The 16,374-nt window shown below is 61.5% G+C and carries 15 protein-coding genes; 9 read left to right on the forward strand and 6 right to left on the reverse strand.

The window, feature by feature from the left end; genetic code table 11:
• The first annotated feature begins 183 nt into the window (after positions 1-183).
• From NCT32_RS33250 to NCT32_RS33260, 3 genes are all read left to right on the forward strand, one after another.
• Complete coding sequence (locus tag NCT32_RS33250; RefSeq protein WP_061118501.1) at positions 184-3,807, forward strand: AAA family ATPase; 3,624 nt, start codon at positions 184-186, stop codon at positions 3,805-3,807.
• A gap of 18 nt (positions 3,808-3,825) precedes the next feature.
• Positions 3,826-4,122, forward strand: a complete 297-nt coding sequence (locus NCT32_RS33255; RefSeq protein ID WP_250478387.1) for a nickel-binding protein — start codon at positions 3,826-3,828, stop codon at positions 4,120-4,122.
• A gap of 184 nt (positions 4,123-4,306) precedes the next feature.
• A complete protein-coding gene (locus NCT32_RS33260; protein WP_061118502.1) occupies positions 4,307-4,897 on the forward strand; it encodes a YSC84-related protein in 591 nt (196 codons plus the stop codon).
• A gap of 227 nt (positions 4,898-5,124) precedes the next feature.
• Here the strand turns inward: NCT32_RS33260 and NCT32_RS33265 are convergent, their stop codons facing one another.
• Both NCT32_RS33265 and NCT32_RS33270 read right to left on the reverse strand, forming a co-directional pair.
• On the reverse strand, positions 5,125-5,496 hold the full coding sequence (locus NCT32_RS33265) for a YciI family protein (protein ID WP_250478388.1): 372 nt from the start codon (positions 5,494-5,496) through the stop codon (positions 5,125-5,127).
• 185 nt (positions 5,497-5,681) lie between these two features.
• The gene (locus tag NCT32_RS33270; RefSeq protein ID WP_061118504.1) at positions 5,682-6,116 is read right to left on the reverse strand and encodes a hypothetical protein; all 435 of its coding nucleotides are present in this window, start codon (positions 6,114-6,116) and stop codon (positions 5,682-5,684) included.
• Positions 6,117-6,396: 280 nt separating this feature from the next.
• Between NCT32_RS33270 and NCT32_RS33275 the strand changes: the two genes are divergently transcribed.
• Positions 6,397-6,570, forward strand: coding sequence for a hypothetical protein (locus NCT32_RS33275; protein ID WP_250491283.1), 174 nt, complete (start codon positions 6,397-6,399; stop codon positions 6,568-6,570).
• Positions 6,571-6,675: 105 nt separating this feature from the next.
• On the opposite strand, the gene NCT32_RS33280 is transcribed toward NCT32_RS33275, so the two are convergent.
• Both NCT32_RS33280 and NCT32_RS33285 read right to left on the reverse strand, forming a co-directional pair.
• Positions 6,676-7,044 (reverse strand): YqjD family protein, encoded by a 369-nt coding sequence (locus NCT32_RS33280; protein WP_250478390.1) that lies wholly within the window; start codon positions 7,042-7,044, stop codon positions 6,676-6,678.
• A 95-nt stretch (positions 7,045-7,139) separates the two neighbouring features.
• A complete protein-coding gene (locus NCT32_RS33285) occupies positions 7,140-8,267 on the reverse strand; it encodes an L-dopachrome tautomerase-related protein (protein WP_086961127.1) in 1,128 nt (375 codons plus the stop codon).
• Positions 8,268-8,481: 214 nt separating this feature from the next.
• Here NCT32_RS33285 and NCT32_RS33290 point away from each other — a divergent pair, with 214 nt between their 5' ends.
• On the forward strand, positions 8,482-8,742 hold the full coding sequence (locus tag NCT32_RS33290; RefSeq protein WP_250478391.1) for a hypothetical protein: 261 nt from the start codon (positions 8,482-8,484) through the stop codon (positions 8,740-8,742).
• A 98-nt stretch (positions 8,743-8,840) separates the two neighbouring features.
• Here NCT32_RS33290 and NCT32_RS33295 read toward each other — a convergent pair whose 3' ends face one another.
• A complete protein-coding gene (locus tag NCT32_RS33295; protein ID WP_250478392.1) occupies positions 8,841-9,392 on the reverse strand; it encodes a hypothetical protein in 552 nt (183 codons plus the stop codon).
• Between the two features lie 479 nt (positions 9,393-9,871).
• Between NCT32_RS33295 and NCT32_RS33300 the strand changes: the two genes are divergently transcribed.
• Both NCT32_RS33300 and NCT32_RS33305 read left to right on the forward strand, forming a co-directional pair.
• Complete coding sequence (locus tag NCT32_RS33300; RefSeq protein ID WP_250478393.1) at positions 9,872-11,014, forward strand: YihY/virulence factor BrkB family protein; 1,143 nt, start codon at positions 9,872-9,874, stop codon at positions 11,012-11,014.
• A 1,119-nt stretch (positions 11,015-12,133) separates the two neighbouring features.
• Positions 12,134-12,928, forward strand: coding sequence for a glutathione S-transferase family protein (locus tag NCT32_RS33305; RefSeq protein ID WP_250478443.1), 795 nt, complete (start codon positions 12,134-12,136; stop codon positions 12,926-12,928).
• A 133-nt stretch (positions 12,929-13,061) separates the two neighbouring features.
• Here the strand turns inward: NCT32_RS33305 and NCT32_RS33310 are convergent, their stop codons facing one another.
• On the reverse strand, positions 13,062-14,432 hold the full coding sequence (locus NCT32_RS33310) for an NAD(P)/FAD-dependent oxidoreductase (protein WP_250478444.1): 1,371 nt from the start codon (positions 14,430-14,432) through the stop codon (positions 13,062-13,064).
• A gap of 119 nt (positions 14,433-14,551) precedes the next feature.
• Here NCT32_RS33310 and NCT32_RS33315 point away from each other — a divergent pair, with 119 nt between their 5' ends.
• Together NCT32_RS33315 and NCT32_RS33320 are read left to right on the forward strand one after the other, a co-directional pair.
• The gene (locus tag NCT32_RS33315; protein WP_250478445.1) at positions 14,552-16,102 is read left to right on the forward strand and encodes an alpha/beta hydrolase; all 1,551 of its coding nucleotides are present in this window, start codon (positions 14,552-14,554) and stop codon (positions 16,100-16,102) included.
• Positions 16,103-16,306 carry a hypothetical protein gene (locus tag NCT32_RS33320; RefSeq protein ID WP_250478446.1) on the forward strand — a complete coding sequence of 68 codons (204 nt, stop codon included), beginning with the start codon at positions 16,103-16,105 and terminating at the stop codon, positions 16,304-16,306.
• Positions 16,307-16,374 lie beyond the last annotated feature (68 nt).

The raw sequence follows: 16,374 nt of genomic DNA on the forward strand, positions 1-16,374 counted from the left end.
CCACGCACGGTGTTTCAAGGTGATATCCGCGATTTCAGCAGAATCGGGTGCGCGGTTTATCCACATACTTCAAGAAGTCCCGCCGCCACACGGCGATGCGGCATTACCGGGATGGGCAAAGGCGCGTGACAAGTCGCGCTGCCACGGGGATGATGACATTGGAGAAATAGCAGAGATTCTGCGATGACCGACGATCTGGCGACATGGTTGACGCGGATTGGCCTCGGCGCTCACGCTGCGAAGTTCATTTCGCAAGGAATTGACTGGGATGTGCTTGGGGACCTTTCCGAGTGCGACCTGAAGGAGCTCGGCCTCGGGCTCGGTGACCGCAAGCGGTTTGCGATAGGGCTTGCGGGCCTGAGCGAAGCCCACGCGAATGCGCCGAAGCGGGCGAAGGAACGAGCGGACTCAGCTTCGCCGCGCACACGTGAGTCCACCGAGGCCGAGAGGCGGCAAGTCACGGTCATGTTCGTCGACCTCATCGACTCGACATCGCTGGGCGAGCGATTCGATCCAGAGGATATGCGGCGCCTCCTGGGCGTCTATCACCAAGCCTGTGCACGCGCGATCGAAGCTCACGAAGGCCATATCGCGCTGTATATCGGCGATGGCCTGCTCGTCTATTTCGGCTATCCCCACGCGCACGAAGACGACGCCACGCGCGCGGTACTCGCCGCGCTCGCCGCCGTAGCGGCGCTTCGCGAGGTGAACGATAACGTCGAGGCCGAGTACGGGCTGCGTCTGCGGGTGCGGATCGGAATCGAAACGGGACTTGTCGTCGCTGGCGCGATCGGCGCGGGATCTTCGCTGGATCACCAGGCGATCGTCGGCGAGGCGCCCAACATCGCGGCACGGCTGCAGGCGCTCGCTCCGCCCGATGCAATCGTCGTGGGGCCGAGGGCACAACATCTGATCGAGGGATCGTTCAAGCTCGAAGACCTCGGTTACCGGGACTTGAAAGGGGTCACCGGTCCGGTCCGAGTCCAGCGCGTTCTGGCGCCGGCCGATGCGATCGACCGTTTTGAACTCAGGGCGGCCCGCGGCATGACGCCGCTCATCGGCCGGGCCGCGGAACTGGAAGTGATCTTGCAGCGCTGGAAGCAGAGCGTCGAAGGCGAAATGCGCTGCGTGCTTTTGATCGGCGAGCCGGGAATCGGGAAATCCCGCGTGCTGCGCGCGGTCTGCGACAGCATCGGTGAAGAGTCGCACGCGACAGTCTCGCTTCACTGCTCTGCGTATGATCGCGATAGCCCTTTTTGGCCGGTCCTTCGCTGGCTACAGCGCACGTTTGGCGTCGGTCTGAGCGTGGCGGATGCGTCGGATCGTGAGCGGCTGAAGGCCGGAATCCTGAAACTCGGAGCGGATGTCGACGAGACGCTTCTGGTTCTGGCGAGCCTGATCGGAATTCCGACGGACGCGTCGCATCCGCCAGTCGACACTTCTTCTCCGTCCTTCAAACGCCGGACGCTCGACGTTCTTGTGGGCATTCTCGAAACATCGACACGCGCGCAGCCAGTGCTCCTCGTTGTCGAGGACGCGCACTGGATCGATCCATCGTCGCTTGAATTTATCCGGCTCGTGCTCGAACGGCTGATCTCCGCAAGGCTGCTCGTGCTGCTCACGGCGAGGCCCGAATTCGAGGCGGGATGGACTTTTCCGCATCTCGTGCAACTGAATCTCGACCGGCTGTCGCGCCGCGACTGCGCGGCGATGATCGAGCGGCTGACGGGCGGCAAGCGGCTTCCCGATCTCGTTCTCGATCAGATTGTCTCGAAGACGGACGGCGTGCCGCTCTTCGTGGAAGAACTGACCAAGGCCGTTCTCCAGGGCGACCTGTTGCGGGATGCCGGCATCAGTTACGAGTTGAAGGGCACGCCGCAGACGATCGCGATTCCGGACACGCTGCAGGGCTCGCTGCTCTCGCGGCTTGACCGGCTGGAGGCGAGCGTCAAGGAGACCGCCCAGATTGCCGCCACGGTGGGACGGGAGTTCGGCAGGAAGCTGCTGGGTCTGATCGCGTCCAGGTCGGAGATTGAACTGCAGCGAACGCTCGATCGCCTGATTGCCGCCGAAATCATCGTTCCCGCTCCGGGCAAACCCGCTGACGGCGATGCCTACGTGTTCCGGCATGCGTTGATCCAGGAGATTGCGTATCAATCGCTTCTGCTTGCGCGCCGGCGGCATTTCCACGCTCGAATTGCCGCCGCCCTGGAGGAACATTATCCGGACATCGTCGAGCGGCAACCCGAATTGATTGCGCAGAACTTCGCTGCGGCCGACCTGCCGGAACGCGCGATCGGCTATTGGCAGCGTGCCGGCGAACACGCGCTCGCAGGCGCCGCCTACGAGGAGGCCATCGCCCATGTGCGGCGCGGACTCGAACTGGTCGAGCGATGCCACTATAGTGAGCCCGAGCGGGCCGCGCGCCTGCTGCCCATGCTGCTGACGAGAGGCAGGGCGGAACTGCGCCTGGCCCAACGCGAGGCGATCGCGACTTTCCGCGAGGCCGCGCGAATCGCCCGCGACCAGAAATCCACGTCGTATCTCGTGCAGGCAGCGCTGGAATTCGACACCGCGGAGACGTTCCTCGAAGGCTCCGGCGATGCTTCGCTTTCATTGCTCGAGGAGGCGCTCGCCCTCACCGGGACCGAGGAATCGGTCATGCGCTGCCGCCTGTTGAGCCGGCTCGTCCGCACTGTTCATATGACAGGCGCTCGGGAGCAGAGCAGCGAATTTTCCCGGAAGGCCGTTGCCCTCGCGCGACGCCTGAACGATCTGCCGAGTCTCTTCGACGCATTGGCCTGCGAGGTGATGCATGTCGGTGCTCTGCCGCTGTCGGCGGACAGGTTTGCGGAACGTGAAAGTGTGTTGCTGGAGTTGAGGCAGATCGCGGAAGAACTCGGCGATGCGCACACCATCGGTCACGCGTGCGCCCGATGTCTGGCTGGCTACCTGGAGATCGGCGACGCCGACCGATTCGAGAGCGCGCTGGAACGGTATCGGCAGATTGCCGCAAGCGGGCAGCATTTCGTCGACAAGTGGTGCGTGACGGGGGCACAGGCAATGCGGGCCATACTCGTTGGCGACTTTGCCGAGGCGGAGCACAAGACGCGCGACTCCCTGCGGATGGCGCAGAGCGCCGACGCGAATCTCGCAACGGGCGTCTATGGCATGCAGATGTTCTCGGTTCGCCGCGAGCAGGGCAGACTCGCCGAGGTGGCGCCGATCTTCAAGCGCTTTGTCGACGCGCATTCCGAGGATGCAACATGGCGGCCGGGATTCATGTTGATCTGCAGCGATCTCGGGTTCGAAGCCCAGGCCCGCGACAATCTCGAGCGGCTTGCGGAATCGGAGCACAGCATTCCCGTGGACAGCAAGCGGCTAGTCACCCTGGCGTATCTGGCGGAGGTTGCCGCGCGCCTGCGGGACGTCAAGCATGCCGAACAGATCTACTCCCTTCTTCTGCCATTTCGGGATCAGGCCGTCACGGTTCCTGTCTTTACCCTTTGCTGCGGATCGACGGCAAGGTTTCTCGGGATGCTCGCGCACGCGCTTGGCGACTGGGCAGCGGCCGAACAGCATTTCGAATACGCCCTTCACCTGGACGAACGCTTGCGTGCGTGGCCCTGGCTCGCGCATAGCCGGTACGAATACGCGCTCATGCTGGTGGCGCGCAATCGCATCGAAGACAGAGCACGAGCGCAAGATCTGCTTTCGATGGCGGCGGCCGAAGCGAGGAGACTCAAGATGTTCGCGCTCATCGAGCGCATCGGAGGAGGGCAGATTTGCGCAAGGACCAGGAACTAGCACAGGCTCACGCGCAAGATGATGTGCGATGTGCTGTCGATACCCGAGGAGGATGTCATGCCACGTTTCATGATCGAACGTAATTTTGCGGAGCAACTCGACGTCACGAACGACAGCGCGGCGACCGTAAAGCGAATCAACGACGAGGAAGGTGTCGAGTGGCTTTTTTCGTTTCTGAGCGCGGACAAGAAAAAGACCTATTGCTTATATGAAGCACCCAGTGTCGATGCCATCCGCGCCGCGGCACGCCGAGCGAATCTTCCAGCCGACGTGATCGTCGAGGTAAGCGATTTGCGACCGGAAATGTTCAGTTGATTCCTCGGCAAGAGTTTTGTCGGGCGCGGCGCTGACCAGCATTACCGTGGCAGCTTGAAGGTCCGGGTGAAGAGAACTCGCTTTCGCCTTGCGAAACTCCCATCGCCCTATGCTGTGCTATAACTCAACGTGCCTCTCGCTCCAGATCTATGCGGTTTCCCGAATTCCACGACGGAGAACAACCATGCAAAGACGGAACTTCGTGCTCAAGTCGACCGCCGTCCTGGCGCTGGGCGGCCTCGCGCTCGCCGGCTGCACGACGAACAGAAACACAGGAGCCGAACAGGCTGCGGGCGCCGCTGATCTGCGCCGCTCCATCGATGCCGACGTCGATGGCACCTTGCAGCGTCTCTATTCCACGGTAGGTGGCTCGCGTGAACTGGTCGCTAAAGCGAGCGGCGTACTCGTATTCCCGTCCGTGCTCCAGGCCGGCTTCGTCGTCGGCGCGCAGTATGGCAAAGGCTCACTGCGCGTGGGCGGTCGTACCGTAGGCTATTACAGCACCACTTCGGGCTCGCTCGGCCTGCAGGCGGGCGCGCAATCGAAGGCGCTCATCTTTTTGTTCATGACGCAGGACGCGCTCAGCAAATTCCGCAACTCCGACGGCTGGTCGGCCGGTGCGGACGCGTCCGTGGCACTCGTCAGAATGGGCGCGAACGGCATGGTCGACACGACCACCGCAAGCAAGCCGGTCCAGGTCTTCGTGCTGACCAACGCCGGCCTGATGGCCGACGCCTCCCTTCAGGGCACGAAGATATCGCGGCTGACCGAGTGAGCGCATTGCGCAGGCTGCGGCGGCATGTGGCGTAACCTGTGGTTGCGCCGCATCCGTTGCGCGAAACTCTTCACCGGTTTCGATTTGCCTCGTGAACGGAGCGCTTGCGCTCATCGGTCGTCGACAAAAAAGAGAGCAGCGGACATCGCCGCGATGACCCCCGCCGCGGTGAAGGTGTCTGTGGTGAAGAGAACGCTAACGCCTTCTGGAGAAAGGCGTCCAAATCTTCATTGGGCCAGATAGAAATCCAAGGGGATAAGCTCCACAGCCCATCCGCCTTCTTCGCCAAGTGTGGCAGCCGGGTGCATGGACGCGATGCGCAACGCCTCGTCAGGGCTATCCGCCTCGATAATGAACAGGCCTCCGACGACTTCCTTCGACTCGGTGTAGGGCCCATCGGTGACGCGCGTCTGTCCAGCGCGCGGGCGAAGCGTTCTCCACTTGTCCAGATCGCCAAGCGAGGCGGAAATCAGAACCTTGCCGGTAGCGCGCATCTTCTCGTCCAATGCCGGGCATTGGCTCACCAATTCCTTGATGTCGTCTGGAGCCATCGCGGCGAATTTTTCAGGGGCGAAGTAGGCCAAGCCGAGGTATTTCATCGGAGATCCTTTGGATGGAGTTCAGTGACGACGAATGTGATGATCGGAAATCGACAATGCTCCAGCTAGTTTTTAGCCCGTCTCGCCAGCCTGTCCGCTTTTGGTCCGAAATACGACACCGCACGGAGCACGTGGCGATCATGTACGCGACATCATGGCCACCACGCCCCGCGTGGACTCATTCCTCAATCATGACGATGACGTTTGTGATGCTTGCCGCGATGACCACGGCTGTAGTCGTCCCCATACGAATTCGATCGAGAAACATTGCCGCCCAGCGCGGCACCAGCGCCGCCGCCCAGCGCAGCGCCGATCAGGCCGCCGCCGGGACCGCCCATGGCATTGCCTGCGGCCGTGCCCGCACCGCCGCCCAGCGCGCCGCCGACGATAGCGCCCGTGCGTTCGCGACGATTCGACGTGACCGCACCGCCCGCTCCACCACCCACTGCGCCGCCGAGCACCGCGCCCGTGCTGCCTCCTACGGCGCCGCCCAGCGCGGCCCCGGCTACTCCGCCGAGCGCACCGCCTAGCGCATTATTCATGTCGCCAGCGACGGCTGGGATCGACGTCGCGGCCGTGACCGCTGCAATAGCAATAAGCTGAATGATTCGCTTCGACATTGTTCGGACGTTTTGTTTTAGACGGCGCCGAGTATAACCGCAGGTCAGAAAGGTTTTCGTAACATCATTAATAAACCTCGGTAAGAGCTGTAACAAAAGTGATTCATGAGGTTCCTATCAACGCGTGGTTCAAGCGCAGCGGACCATGCAGCATCGCGCGCTAAACGTATTCTTCATAACATTCACTTAAGGCGTGCGGCGTTACGATCAGAGCCGGACAATGCGAGTGTGCCGAATGAATCGATACTTCACCGACAAGCAAGGAGCCATCCGGCGCGTCATGGCCATCAAGCGCGATGTGATGGAAGCATGCCGCGCGACGGTCGTCGGCATGCGGAAAGATGGCGGGGAGGTCCACGGGCTCGAGCAGGTTTTGCTGCAGTTGCGGATCGGGCGGATCGCGTATTTCACTTGCACCAGTTCGATCACTTGCGACGTCGTCTTCGTCAGCTAGGCGAGGGCGCGCCCGATCTCCGCAACGTCAAAGCGGTATCGCGATGTTTTCCGTTCCCGTCTTGCCTGCAATTCCGCGTTCAGTTAATTACGCGATAAATGCGTACTAACGCGAGGCAAGCATCCCGATCACCAACCCGGCCAACGCCGCCATCGTGATGGCCTTCCACGGATTGTCGTGCACGAAATCGTCGGTCGTGTCCGCGGCGACTCTGTACTTCCTGGTCATGGCGTCCTGCACGTCGGAAAACTTGTTCTTCGCCACTGAACGCAGATCCGCGGACGCCGAGGAATTGCTGCTTGCGTCCCATGAGCGCGACGATTCGCGGAACGTGTGAGTTCCGCCGTTTGCGGATGATTCGTTATCGCCGTTCGATGCAGCGACGCTTTCGCTCGTCGGAAACTCGTAGGCATTGCCGGCTTTTTCGGTCTTGAGCGCGTCGACGGGTTGCAGAGAGCTATCGTTGTCAGCCATGTTTGCCTCCTTGGGCATTGTGAAGTTCGGTATTCTGCGGCTCGCTTGAAGAGAGACATGTTCAGCAACGCAATCGCCGTGCCGCTGACGTTCTGCTAACGCCCCCTGATCGCATAGAGTCGAGTCGGCAGCGCAATCGGGCTTTGCGGATCGAACCAGTTCATGTCCGGGATCCGCGAATCGGTGACGTAGAGCGTGCCGTCCGCGCCTTGCGAGAACGTGTCGGGCCATACAAGTTGCTTATCGCGCAATAGGGTGTAAAAGCGCTCGCCATCGCGCACGCGAATGGCGTGATGTTCCACCGACGACACGTAAAGCCGGCCGCGTTCGTCGAACCAGAGGCCGTCCGCGGGGCCATCGATACCGACCGCTTCCACGCGCGCCGAAACCTGCTGCGCGCTCAATTGCGTGTTCTGAAGCGCATCGGTCGCGATGCGATAGAGCGTCTTACCCTTTACCGCCTGCCAGTACAGATAACGCCCATCGGGTGTCAGCGCGATGCCGTCCGCCGAGAAGCTCACGCGCCGCCCGTCGGTCTGCTGCAGCGGCTTGCCGTCGACCTTGACGGTCACGCTCTTGTCGGCCTGCGTGCTCGGATCGCCGTCGAGCACGCGCCGCGCCGCGCCGGACGTCGTATCGACCACGACAATCGCGCCGCGCACACCGGAGTCGGTTATGTAGACGAACCGGCCGTCTGGGCTCATGCGGACATCGTTGAGATAGCTGCCTTGCGGCGCGATCGTTTCATCGAATGAATAGACATGTGCGACGCGGTTCGACGCCAGATCGACCTGCACGAGCTTCGGCGCGCCCGGGACGATGAGCGATTGGGCCGGCGCACCCGGGTCGATTACCCAGAGATTGCCGCGCTTGTCCGCGACGACCGACTGCACACAGACCCAATGATCCTGCGGCGTGACTTGATCGCGGCGGGCATTGCGCCAGCTATTCCATTCGACATCGGGATAAGGCCGCAGATCGCCCGCGCTGCCGAGTTCGGCGACCGATATGGGCGCATCTTCCGTCCAGCGCGGAAAGTTCACGAACGTGCGGCCGTCCGGGGTCACGGTGACGCCGGTGACTTGATGCTCGAACGTCGCGATGAGCTGGAGCTTTGTGCCATCGCCGTGCCTCTCGGACCGGCTGGCGGTTTCCTGTGCGATGCCCGCGTGCGCAAAAGCGGCGAGGCTCACGGCGAGGATGGTGCAAACGAGCGGTCTCATGATGGGCTCCGAAGCGGCGATGCAGGGTCTCAGCAATCCCGATGCCGTATGCGTCGAAGCCCGGCACCGTTGCTTGCCCGAAGCGTAATAGCGTTCTTTCAGCTCGGTGCCCACGCCGTGACTGCCTTTTGATTTACACCAGGCGAACGGTCTGCGCGCTGCCTAATATTAAGCAGGTGGCAGTCGCCGAGTCAGTTCGGTCAGGAAGCGCATCATGGAATGGCCTGAAATGCGATACAAGGAACTGGTGCTTGTGCCCGGCCTCGCGGAAGACGACGGCATGTATGCCGTCAAGCTCGTCATTCGCTCGCCCGATGGCATACAGCATACGACCGGCGTCCTTGGCGATTTTCCCTGTCCAATCGAAGCGCTGCGCTTCGCCTTTCAGTACGGTATGGCACGAATCGATCACTGTCCACTTCCATCGCCGGAGTGGACAGTGCAGGAGTGGCACAATCGGCAGCTTGCCGCGTGAACGCATCGAAGAAGCGTGTCAGCGTACCGGCTTGGTTTATTCGATCGCCGAATGTAGTCTCGAATGATTTCGCGAATTTACGGTGCCATCTGGATAACTCAATATCGGATAGTGAGCGGTTCCGGATAGAACTGCGTGATGGGATAACTGCTTTCGGGCGTGAACGCCGAAGGTATCGTCCCGGAGTAGGACGTGCACTCGCTCAAATTCGGGTTTTGCCGAACTGAAGCGGCTACCGCGGGTGTGGAATAGGCATCGGCGGCGACGTACACGATAACATCGGTGCCCTGTCTGACGGCCATCGACGGGCGCGGTCCATCATAATAAACAATGATAGGGGAACCGCTGCAATTCGCACCGGTGTAGGGGACGAATCCCGTATCCGACCATTGGAATTGCGAGGCGGAGTACTGCTGATAATCAGCGGTGTTCTGGCGGCGTACGGGTACGAAAGTCAAGGCGCCGTTAATCGAGAGATACACTCCCGGTTCACTTCGGAACGACTCGATCGGCCCCACGACTTTGCCCTGCGCGTCGAATAATTTGGGGACGCGTCGATCGTCGGGCCGATGCCCGCTGCGCGCCGCATCGTCGCCAAACGACAGGGTCGAACAGAAGAAAAGCAAGGCTACGAACAATCTCGAGTTCATTAGAACCTCCTTGCGCGCTGACTTTGCTTCTGCCCAAGCTATCGTGACCGCCGCCTCCAGCGAACGCAAGCATATTCATCCACGCGGGTCTCTGCGCCGGGCGTCGTCGGCAGCCAGGGCAACTGTTAAAGCATCGTAGGTTGCCAGCGCGGCGGATTCAAGACTGCATCGCCGATGCGATTTCGCGGCTCGCTATGAGGGCATGAAATGAATTAGGCATCCTTCGATAAATGACATAGGGGAATTTGGCATTGCCAGCGACAAGTCCGCCGCCCAGGTGGACGATGAGCGCGTGAAGGTGCGGCCCTTGGAACGCAGCATCGGATAGCGCAGAGCAGGCAACGCAGCTTCACGCGATACGTGTGTCGCAGACGCTTGTCGTGAACGAAAACTCGTTTTCGGGCCATGCGATTCGACTTTTTCCTGCGGCGGGCATCGTCAATGCTTCAAGGCCAGCGCATGAATCACCGGAGACATTCATGAACGGCAAATCGCTTTTGGGCCGGGTTTTCGCATGGCCCGCACGCACCTTCAAACGTTTCGGCGCCGATCGCGGCGCGCCGATGGCCGCGAGTATCGCGTTCTATTCCGCTTTTTCGCTCGCGCCGACGCTCGTCATGGTGATCGCCGTCGCCGGCCTCGTGTTCGGTGCGGAGGCCGCCCGCGGGCAGCTTTTTCACCAGATCAGCGGCATGCTCGGGAAGGACGCGGCAGAAAGCGTGCAGACGATCGTCTCGCATGCGCATCGGAGCGGGGACAGTGGCATCGCGGCCGCGATGTCGTTCGTGCTGCTCGCGGTGGGCGCGTCCGCGACGTTCTCGTCGCTGAACACGGCGCTCTCCATCATCTGGCCGACGCCTAACGAACGCAAGTCGGGCGTCGCGACGCTCGTCAAGGTCAGGCTGATTTCGTTCGGCCTTGTCATGGGCGTCGCGTTCCTGCTGATCGTGTCGCTCGTGATGGACACCGCCGTGCAGGCCGCGGGCAAGTGGGTGTTCGGTGATTCGCCGCTTGTCGTCATCGGCGATATCGTGCAGTTCGTGCTCGGCCTCGCGATTCTTTCGTGCGCATTCGCCGCTTTATTGAAGTATTTGCCTGATGGGCACGTACCTTGGCGCGATGCCCTCGTTGGCGGTGTCATTTCCGCGGTGCTGTTTTCCGTCGGCAAGAAGCTCTTCGCGCTATATCTCACACACGCCGGCACGGCGAGCGCGTTCGGCGCGGCCGGCTCGCTCGCCGTGCTGTTGATGTGGCTGTATTTCGCCGCCGCCGTCATGCTGCTCGGCGCCGAAGCTGCTGCAACGAGAGTGGAAGCGCGTGAAGGCGAGGCAGGGGAAAGCGAAGGAAAGGCATCGAACGGGGAGCGCACGCCTCGCGCTGCGCCGATGAACCTGCCCGCGAACACCCGTGCGCAAGCGGCGCCCGTTGCCGCACATGCGATCGTATCCGCGTCCGCGGTGCACTCCGAGCATCGCGTCGCGCGGACCGGCTTGCCGGTGATCGCAAAGGTGCTCGATGCAGTGAAGGCGAACCCGAGTCGATTCGCAATCGCAGCGGCGGGCGCGAGCCTTTTCGTGTTCACGAAGGGCGCACATCGTCATCACACGGGGAGACGGTCCTGATCCGGCCTTCCGCGCGGCAATGCATGCAGATAGAGAAGCGATAGCGTCTCTATTATCAATTGCAAGGCTGCTCGCGGCATTCGATCCGAGGCGGAGGATGCTTACTCATGGAGCCCAGCGAGAGTCTCGATGTGGCTCTCTATTCGTGCTTTTGCTTCGGCTGCTGCCAGCTCGGGCGTTCTCGCGCACAATGGAAACACGAGACCGTTGCCCTTGAATTCCCGGGCAAAATGCACCCACGACTGGTACCTGAAGATTCCCGATTCATATTGGACGACAGTGACCGTTACGTCGTACGTGCGCTGTAGACCTTGCTGGCGCGTGTATTTCAGATTGAATGTCTTCGGACGAAGCACAGGGCCTCCCTTGGCAATTCGGTCCGCTCTTGAAGTTCCGATGCAGCCTTCGACAATTGCCTGCCGCGCGGGAAGCCATTACTCCGGCTATCGTTCTCTCGGATTCTCTTTGTCGACCGGCGACTTTTCATCCGGCAACGCATCTGGCTTTGGGCGGCGCCTACGGGCTGCGCGCTCAACAGAAGACGCCGCTGATTGACCCCTATCGACCGTTGGCAAGCATTCTAGAAGCCGGTGCGTTCTCTCTTGGATGTCGGCCTCCGAATTTGGACTGCAAAGCGCGAGCACCCTGGATCGCCAATATTCGGAACTATAAATAATAGAACCGGCGCCAAATGAACCGCAGCTTCTCAACCATTCGAGATGAGCCACAATGCTTTCGAGGTGCGAAAGCTCTCTCCGCTGTAACTCGTGCACATTCATAGGTTAAATCGCTATTAATGTACGTCGTTTCGTGGTTTCGTCTGGCAGTACAAATAGCTGCAAGTGCCGTCCAACCTTTGTAGCATTAAAACATGCTAACCGTTCGCATATTAATCAGGGTTTACTACACAGCGATTCGTTAAGCTCGATCGTTCGGGTTATTTAGGCAGAGAGGAGTCTGGGAAAACATTGTTTTGGGTGACGGATGTCGAAGGTCGCCTACCGCGTACTGGAATTTGGATTCGCTGATATACGCCTTCAGTGCGTCATGCTTCGCTTTGTAATCGGAATAGCCTTTTCATAACTTTTCCGGGCATATCGCCCGGCAGTCGATCAGTCTGTGCCAAGGCGTAGAAGAGCAAAGCAAGCCGTCGGTGAACTCAACGAGATCGACGATCACGGAGGAAAACATGCGCAAGCTGTTCTTTACAACAGGATCGTGCTTGTTGAAAAAGGACTCGACTTCGAGCGTGCGGAAACCTATACCACGCCCAGCGCTGAAGACCGTGCGAAGGTGACGCCCACTCTGCAAGTTCCTACCCTGGTCGATGGCGAGCTGACCTTATGGGATTCCGCCGTGATCATCGACTATCTCATGTCCAGCTATGCAGGCCGTCCTGCGCCACAAGGCATGGCGCCGTTAGCGGCTGATTACGTGCGCGCGACAGTGGGCTGGCACGATAAGCTCGTCCTGGCCACGTTGCAAACCTTCGGCGTGTCGACGACGACGGTGTCGCAACTGCAATGGTCCGGCGTCCGGCATGAAGAGAATGGACATGCCGGGCGATGTGCAATTCGCAATCAGCATCTTCTCGACTGGTTCGAGGCTCAGCTACTCGGCGCCGACGACGGTTTCGTCCCCGGCGTGGTTTCCGCCCAGGACATCCTGCTCGCATGTTTTTGTCACTTCATCGAACGCCGGCCACTGCGACTATCATGGCGGGCTCCAGGCCGACCCAAGCTCGAGTCTTTGGTGGCGCGAATGCAAAGACGACCGTCTTTCCAGCAGGAGGGCGCGCTTTGGTGGGAGCCAGGCGTGACGTATGGAACCGCCGCTGAAGTCGAGTGGGCGAGCCGTAAAACTATTTACGACGGGCCCGGTTTCAGCGACTGGGCGGCGCAGTGCGCAGGTTAGGTGACGCCCTGGCGGCGATCGAATTCCCAGCCCTTCCACGGAACCCGTCAGGCAGGAGCCGGCCATGAAGCGAGATTCGCATGTAACGTCGGTCAGACGTTCAGGTATCCGTTCCAAACCGTAACCGCCCACGCTATTGCGCCTCGTTCCTTCGGTTGCAGGCGATGGAATGAATGGGTACAGGCCGCCGGTTGCCGTGCCAGACGCGTCCGACGATCGCAGGGCTGAACAGCGACGACGGCGGCATCATCAAGTTGACAACCTTCAGGAACGCAGTCGCCAACGTGCTGTCCCGTGTCGCAGCAAGATGAAGCTTGCCGATGTACCAGTTGATGAAACGCATCGTCGGCGGCCGCGCGCCCTTCACGTCTGGATGGCGCAGGTCGTTGCCAACCGCGATGTCCCACGGAATATCGACGATCTTTGCGGCCGCCCCGAAGAATCGACGCGCAAGGTCGATCGAGCCCGCACGCAAGCACTGATGCAGCGTCAGCGCCTCCTCTGCTGCGACCGTCATGCCCTGCCCGTAGACGGGGTTGAAGCTGCAGATAGCGTCGCCGAAAACCAGGTAATTTTCGGGGAAGCGCGCGAGCCTTTCATACCGCCGGCGCAGGCTTGAGACGTGGCGGTAGCGCCTGTAATCGGTCAGCGGCTCTGCTCTTGCGACGACGTCATGAATCTCCATCGTCGGCAGCGTCGCCAGATACGTGAGAAAGCCCGCGTCGTTGTCCGGGGCGTCGTCGCCAAGATAACCCCCGGCGCTGACAATCCAGGTTTCGCTTTCCTGTGCGAGCATGACGCCGTTGCGCCAGTTCGGCGCGCTGCCAGCGACGACGATACCGTGCTTGCCGTCGAGATCGGTCGGCCGGCGCCGATAGGTACGGGTCGTGTAGCAGATGCCGATCTCGACCTTCTCCTCGGCGGGCGGGGGGTAGCCGAGGTCATCGAGCCACGCGGCACTGGATGAGCCGCGACCGGTCGCATCGACGACGAGGTCCGCGTCGATGATCTCTTCCGGCTTGCCCTTGGCGAATGTGCGCACGCCCGTCACGCTCTTGCGATCGGGACCGGTGGCAATCGCCCGCGCAGCGCAATTTTCGATGGCATGCACGTTGGGTAATCCCAGAAGCCGTCGACGCAAATGGCCTTCGAGCACCGGACGGCTCGCAAGCAGACCGCTCAGGTCGCTTGTGCCGTTGGCAAGCCTGACGTTGCGGCCGATCCAGATCACATCGTTGGCTACATCGCCGATCAGACCGCCGCTTTGCGCGACGACGTCATTGTTATATCCCGGGAAGAATTCCTCGAATATCGCACTGCCGCGGGCCAGGAGCCCGTGAGTATGACGACCCTGCGGCACGCCCTTGCGCGGGCTGTCGTCGGTGGGAAACGCATCGCGTTCGAGCACGGTGACGTTGGTATAGAAATCCGACAGGACGCGGGCGGCCAGGAGCCCACCTATGCCGGCGCCGATCACAATGGCATGCTCGCCGAGTTTCTTCATGGCAATCCCCCAGTTCAGTCTGTCGCGATGAGCACAGCGGCCATCGTCTGCAGGCAAATGCTAGGATTGCGTCGTCCCCTGAGCGTCCCCGGGACGCCGTCGTCGAGGGCTGTCTTGCCATGGCTTTTTTCAGCGTGCGAACGCTTGGATTTCCGGAGATCCGTCGGGACGGCCGGCTGTGCCAGCTGGCCTTGCGCAAGGGACTGGCTCTGCTCGTCTACCTGGCCGAAGCGAGGACGTCGGTCGGGCGCGACACCTTCGCCACGATGTTGTGGCCGGAAGACTGCGAAGAGGTTGTGCGGGCGCGGCTGCGGCGTCTGCTGCATCGCCTCCAGCTCTCGCTTGGCGACAGTGTTCTGACCATCGACCGCTCGACAGTTCGATGGTCGGAATCGATCGAACTGCAGGTGGATGCCCGGCTATTCGAAGAAGCCTGCGACCGCGGGGAGTTCGAGCGGGCGTGCCGCGCGTATTCGGGCGACTTTCTCGAGGGTTTTTCACCCGGCGACTGCCCGGAGTTCGACGAGTGGGCCTTCTTTCGCCGGGAAGCATTGCGAGGCCGGGCGATCCAGGCGCTAGAGAGAGTGGTGCACGACAGGAATGCGGCCGGTGAGTACGCTGCGGCGGCCGCGCACGCCGGCCGTCTTGTCGAGTTCGATCCGCTTAGCGAAGTGTACGGCCGTCACCTCATCCGCAATCTCCTGCTTGCCGGAGACCGGGCCACGGCCCAGCGCCACCTCGAGGCCCTGACACGCCGCCTTCGCGACGAGCTTCATGTGGCGCCCGAATCCGAGACGCGCGCGCTGCTGAGCGACAGCGCAGCCTTGTCCATCGACGATCCGCCGTCGACGCGCTACGTCGGCGGCGGCGGCGTCCATCTTGCATTCCAGGCCTGCGGCGTCGGCCGGATCGATGTTCTGCTTCTGCCCGGTTTCGTCTCCCACGTCGAGCGGGTGTGGGAGGAGCCACGTTGCCGGGCGTTTTTGTCCTCCCTCGCCAGAATGGGCCGTCTCATCTTGCTCGATCGCCGCGGTGTCGGGCTCTCCGACAGAGTCGGGTTCAATCCCGGCGTCGACGCAACCGCGCAGGACATCGGGACGGTACTCGACGCCGCCGGCAGCCGTCGGGTCGTTCTGTTCGGCGCGTCGGAGGGCGGACCGGCATGCATCAAGTTTGCCGTCGATCACCCCGACCGTGTCGCCGGCCTCATTCTGTTCGGCTCACTGGCGAAGGGGACCGCAACGCATGATTATCGCCACGCGCTGCTGGCAGGTCAGTACGACGAATGGCTGCGGCAACTCATTGCAGTTTGGGGTGGGCCTGCGGGCATTGAGACTTTCGCGCCGAGCCTGTCCGGCGATCCTCGGGCGAGAGCCTGGTGGGCAGGCATGCTTCGGGCTGCGTCGAGCCCGGGAGCCATCAAGGGCGTGCTCGAGGCGTTGCGCGATATGGATGTGCGGCATCTTCTGGGCCAGATTTCCGTCCCGACGCTGGTGCTGCACCGTCACGACGACCGCGCCGTTCGCATCGGCGCTGGCCGCCATCTCGCCAGCCATATCGCGCATGCGCGGTTCGTCGAACTCGACGGGGCAGATCACTGGCCTTTCGCCGGAGATCAACAACCCGTCCTGGACAACGTCAGGCAGTTTGTCGAAAGTGTTGCGGCGTAAGTGCGAAGCACGGAAGACTGGTGGGCAGTGGCCACCGGCTTGCTTGCGAACATCGTCGCGTATGCGCTGCTCGCCCCGGGCAGCATTACCCAATGGCTGAACGTCGCGCAGGCGAGCTGGTCGAGCATCGGGCAACTCGCGGGCGCTCTCGGCAAGCATGCGCGCTGCCAAGCGCGCGCAGAGAACGGTCGTCAGCAAACCTGAAATCGCCGAGAATCGGGGATGCGCGCCGCCGAACTTGCTGACAGACTGTGTAACAAACACCTTTATTA

Origin of the sequence: Caballeronia sp. INML2 (assembly GCF_023631365.1) — a bacterium.
GTDB classification, from domain to species: Bacteria; Pseudomonadota; Gammaproteobacteria; order Burkholderiales; family Burkholderiaceae; genus Caballeronia; species Caballeronia turbans.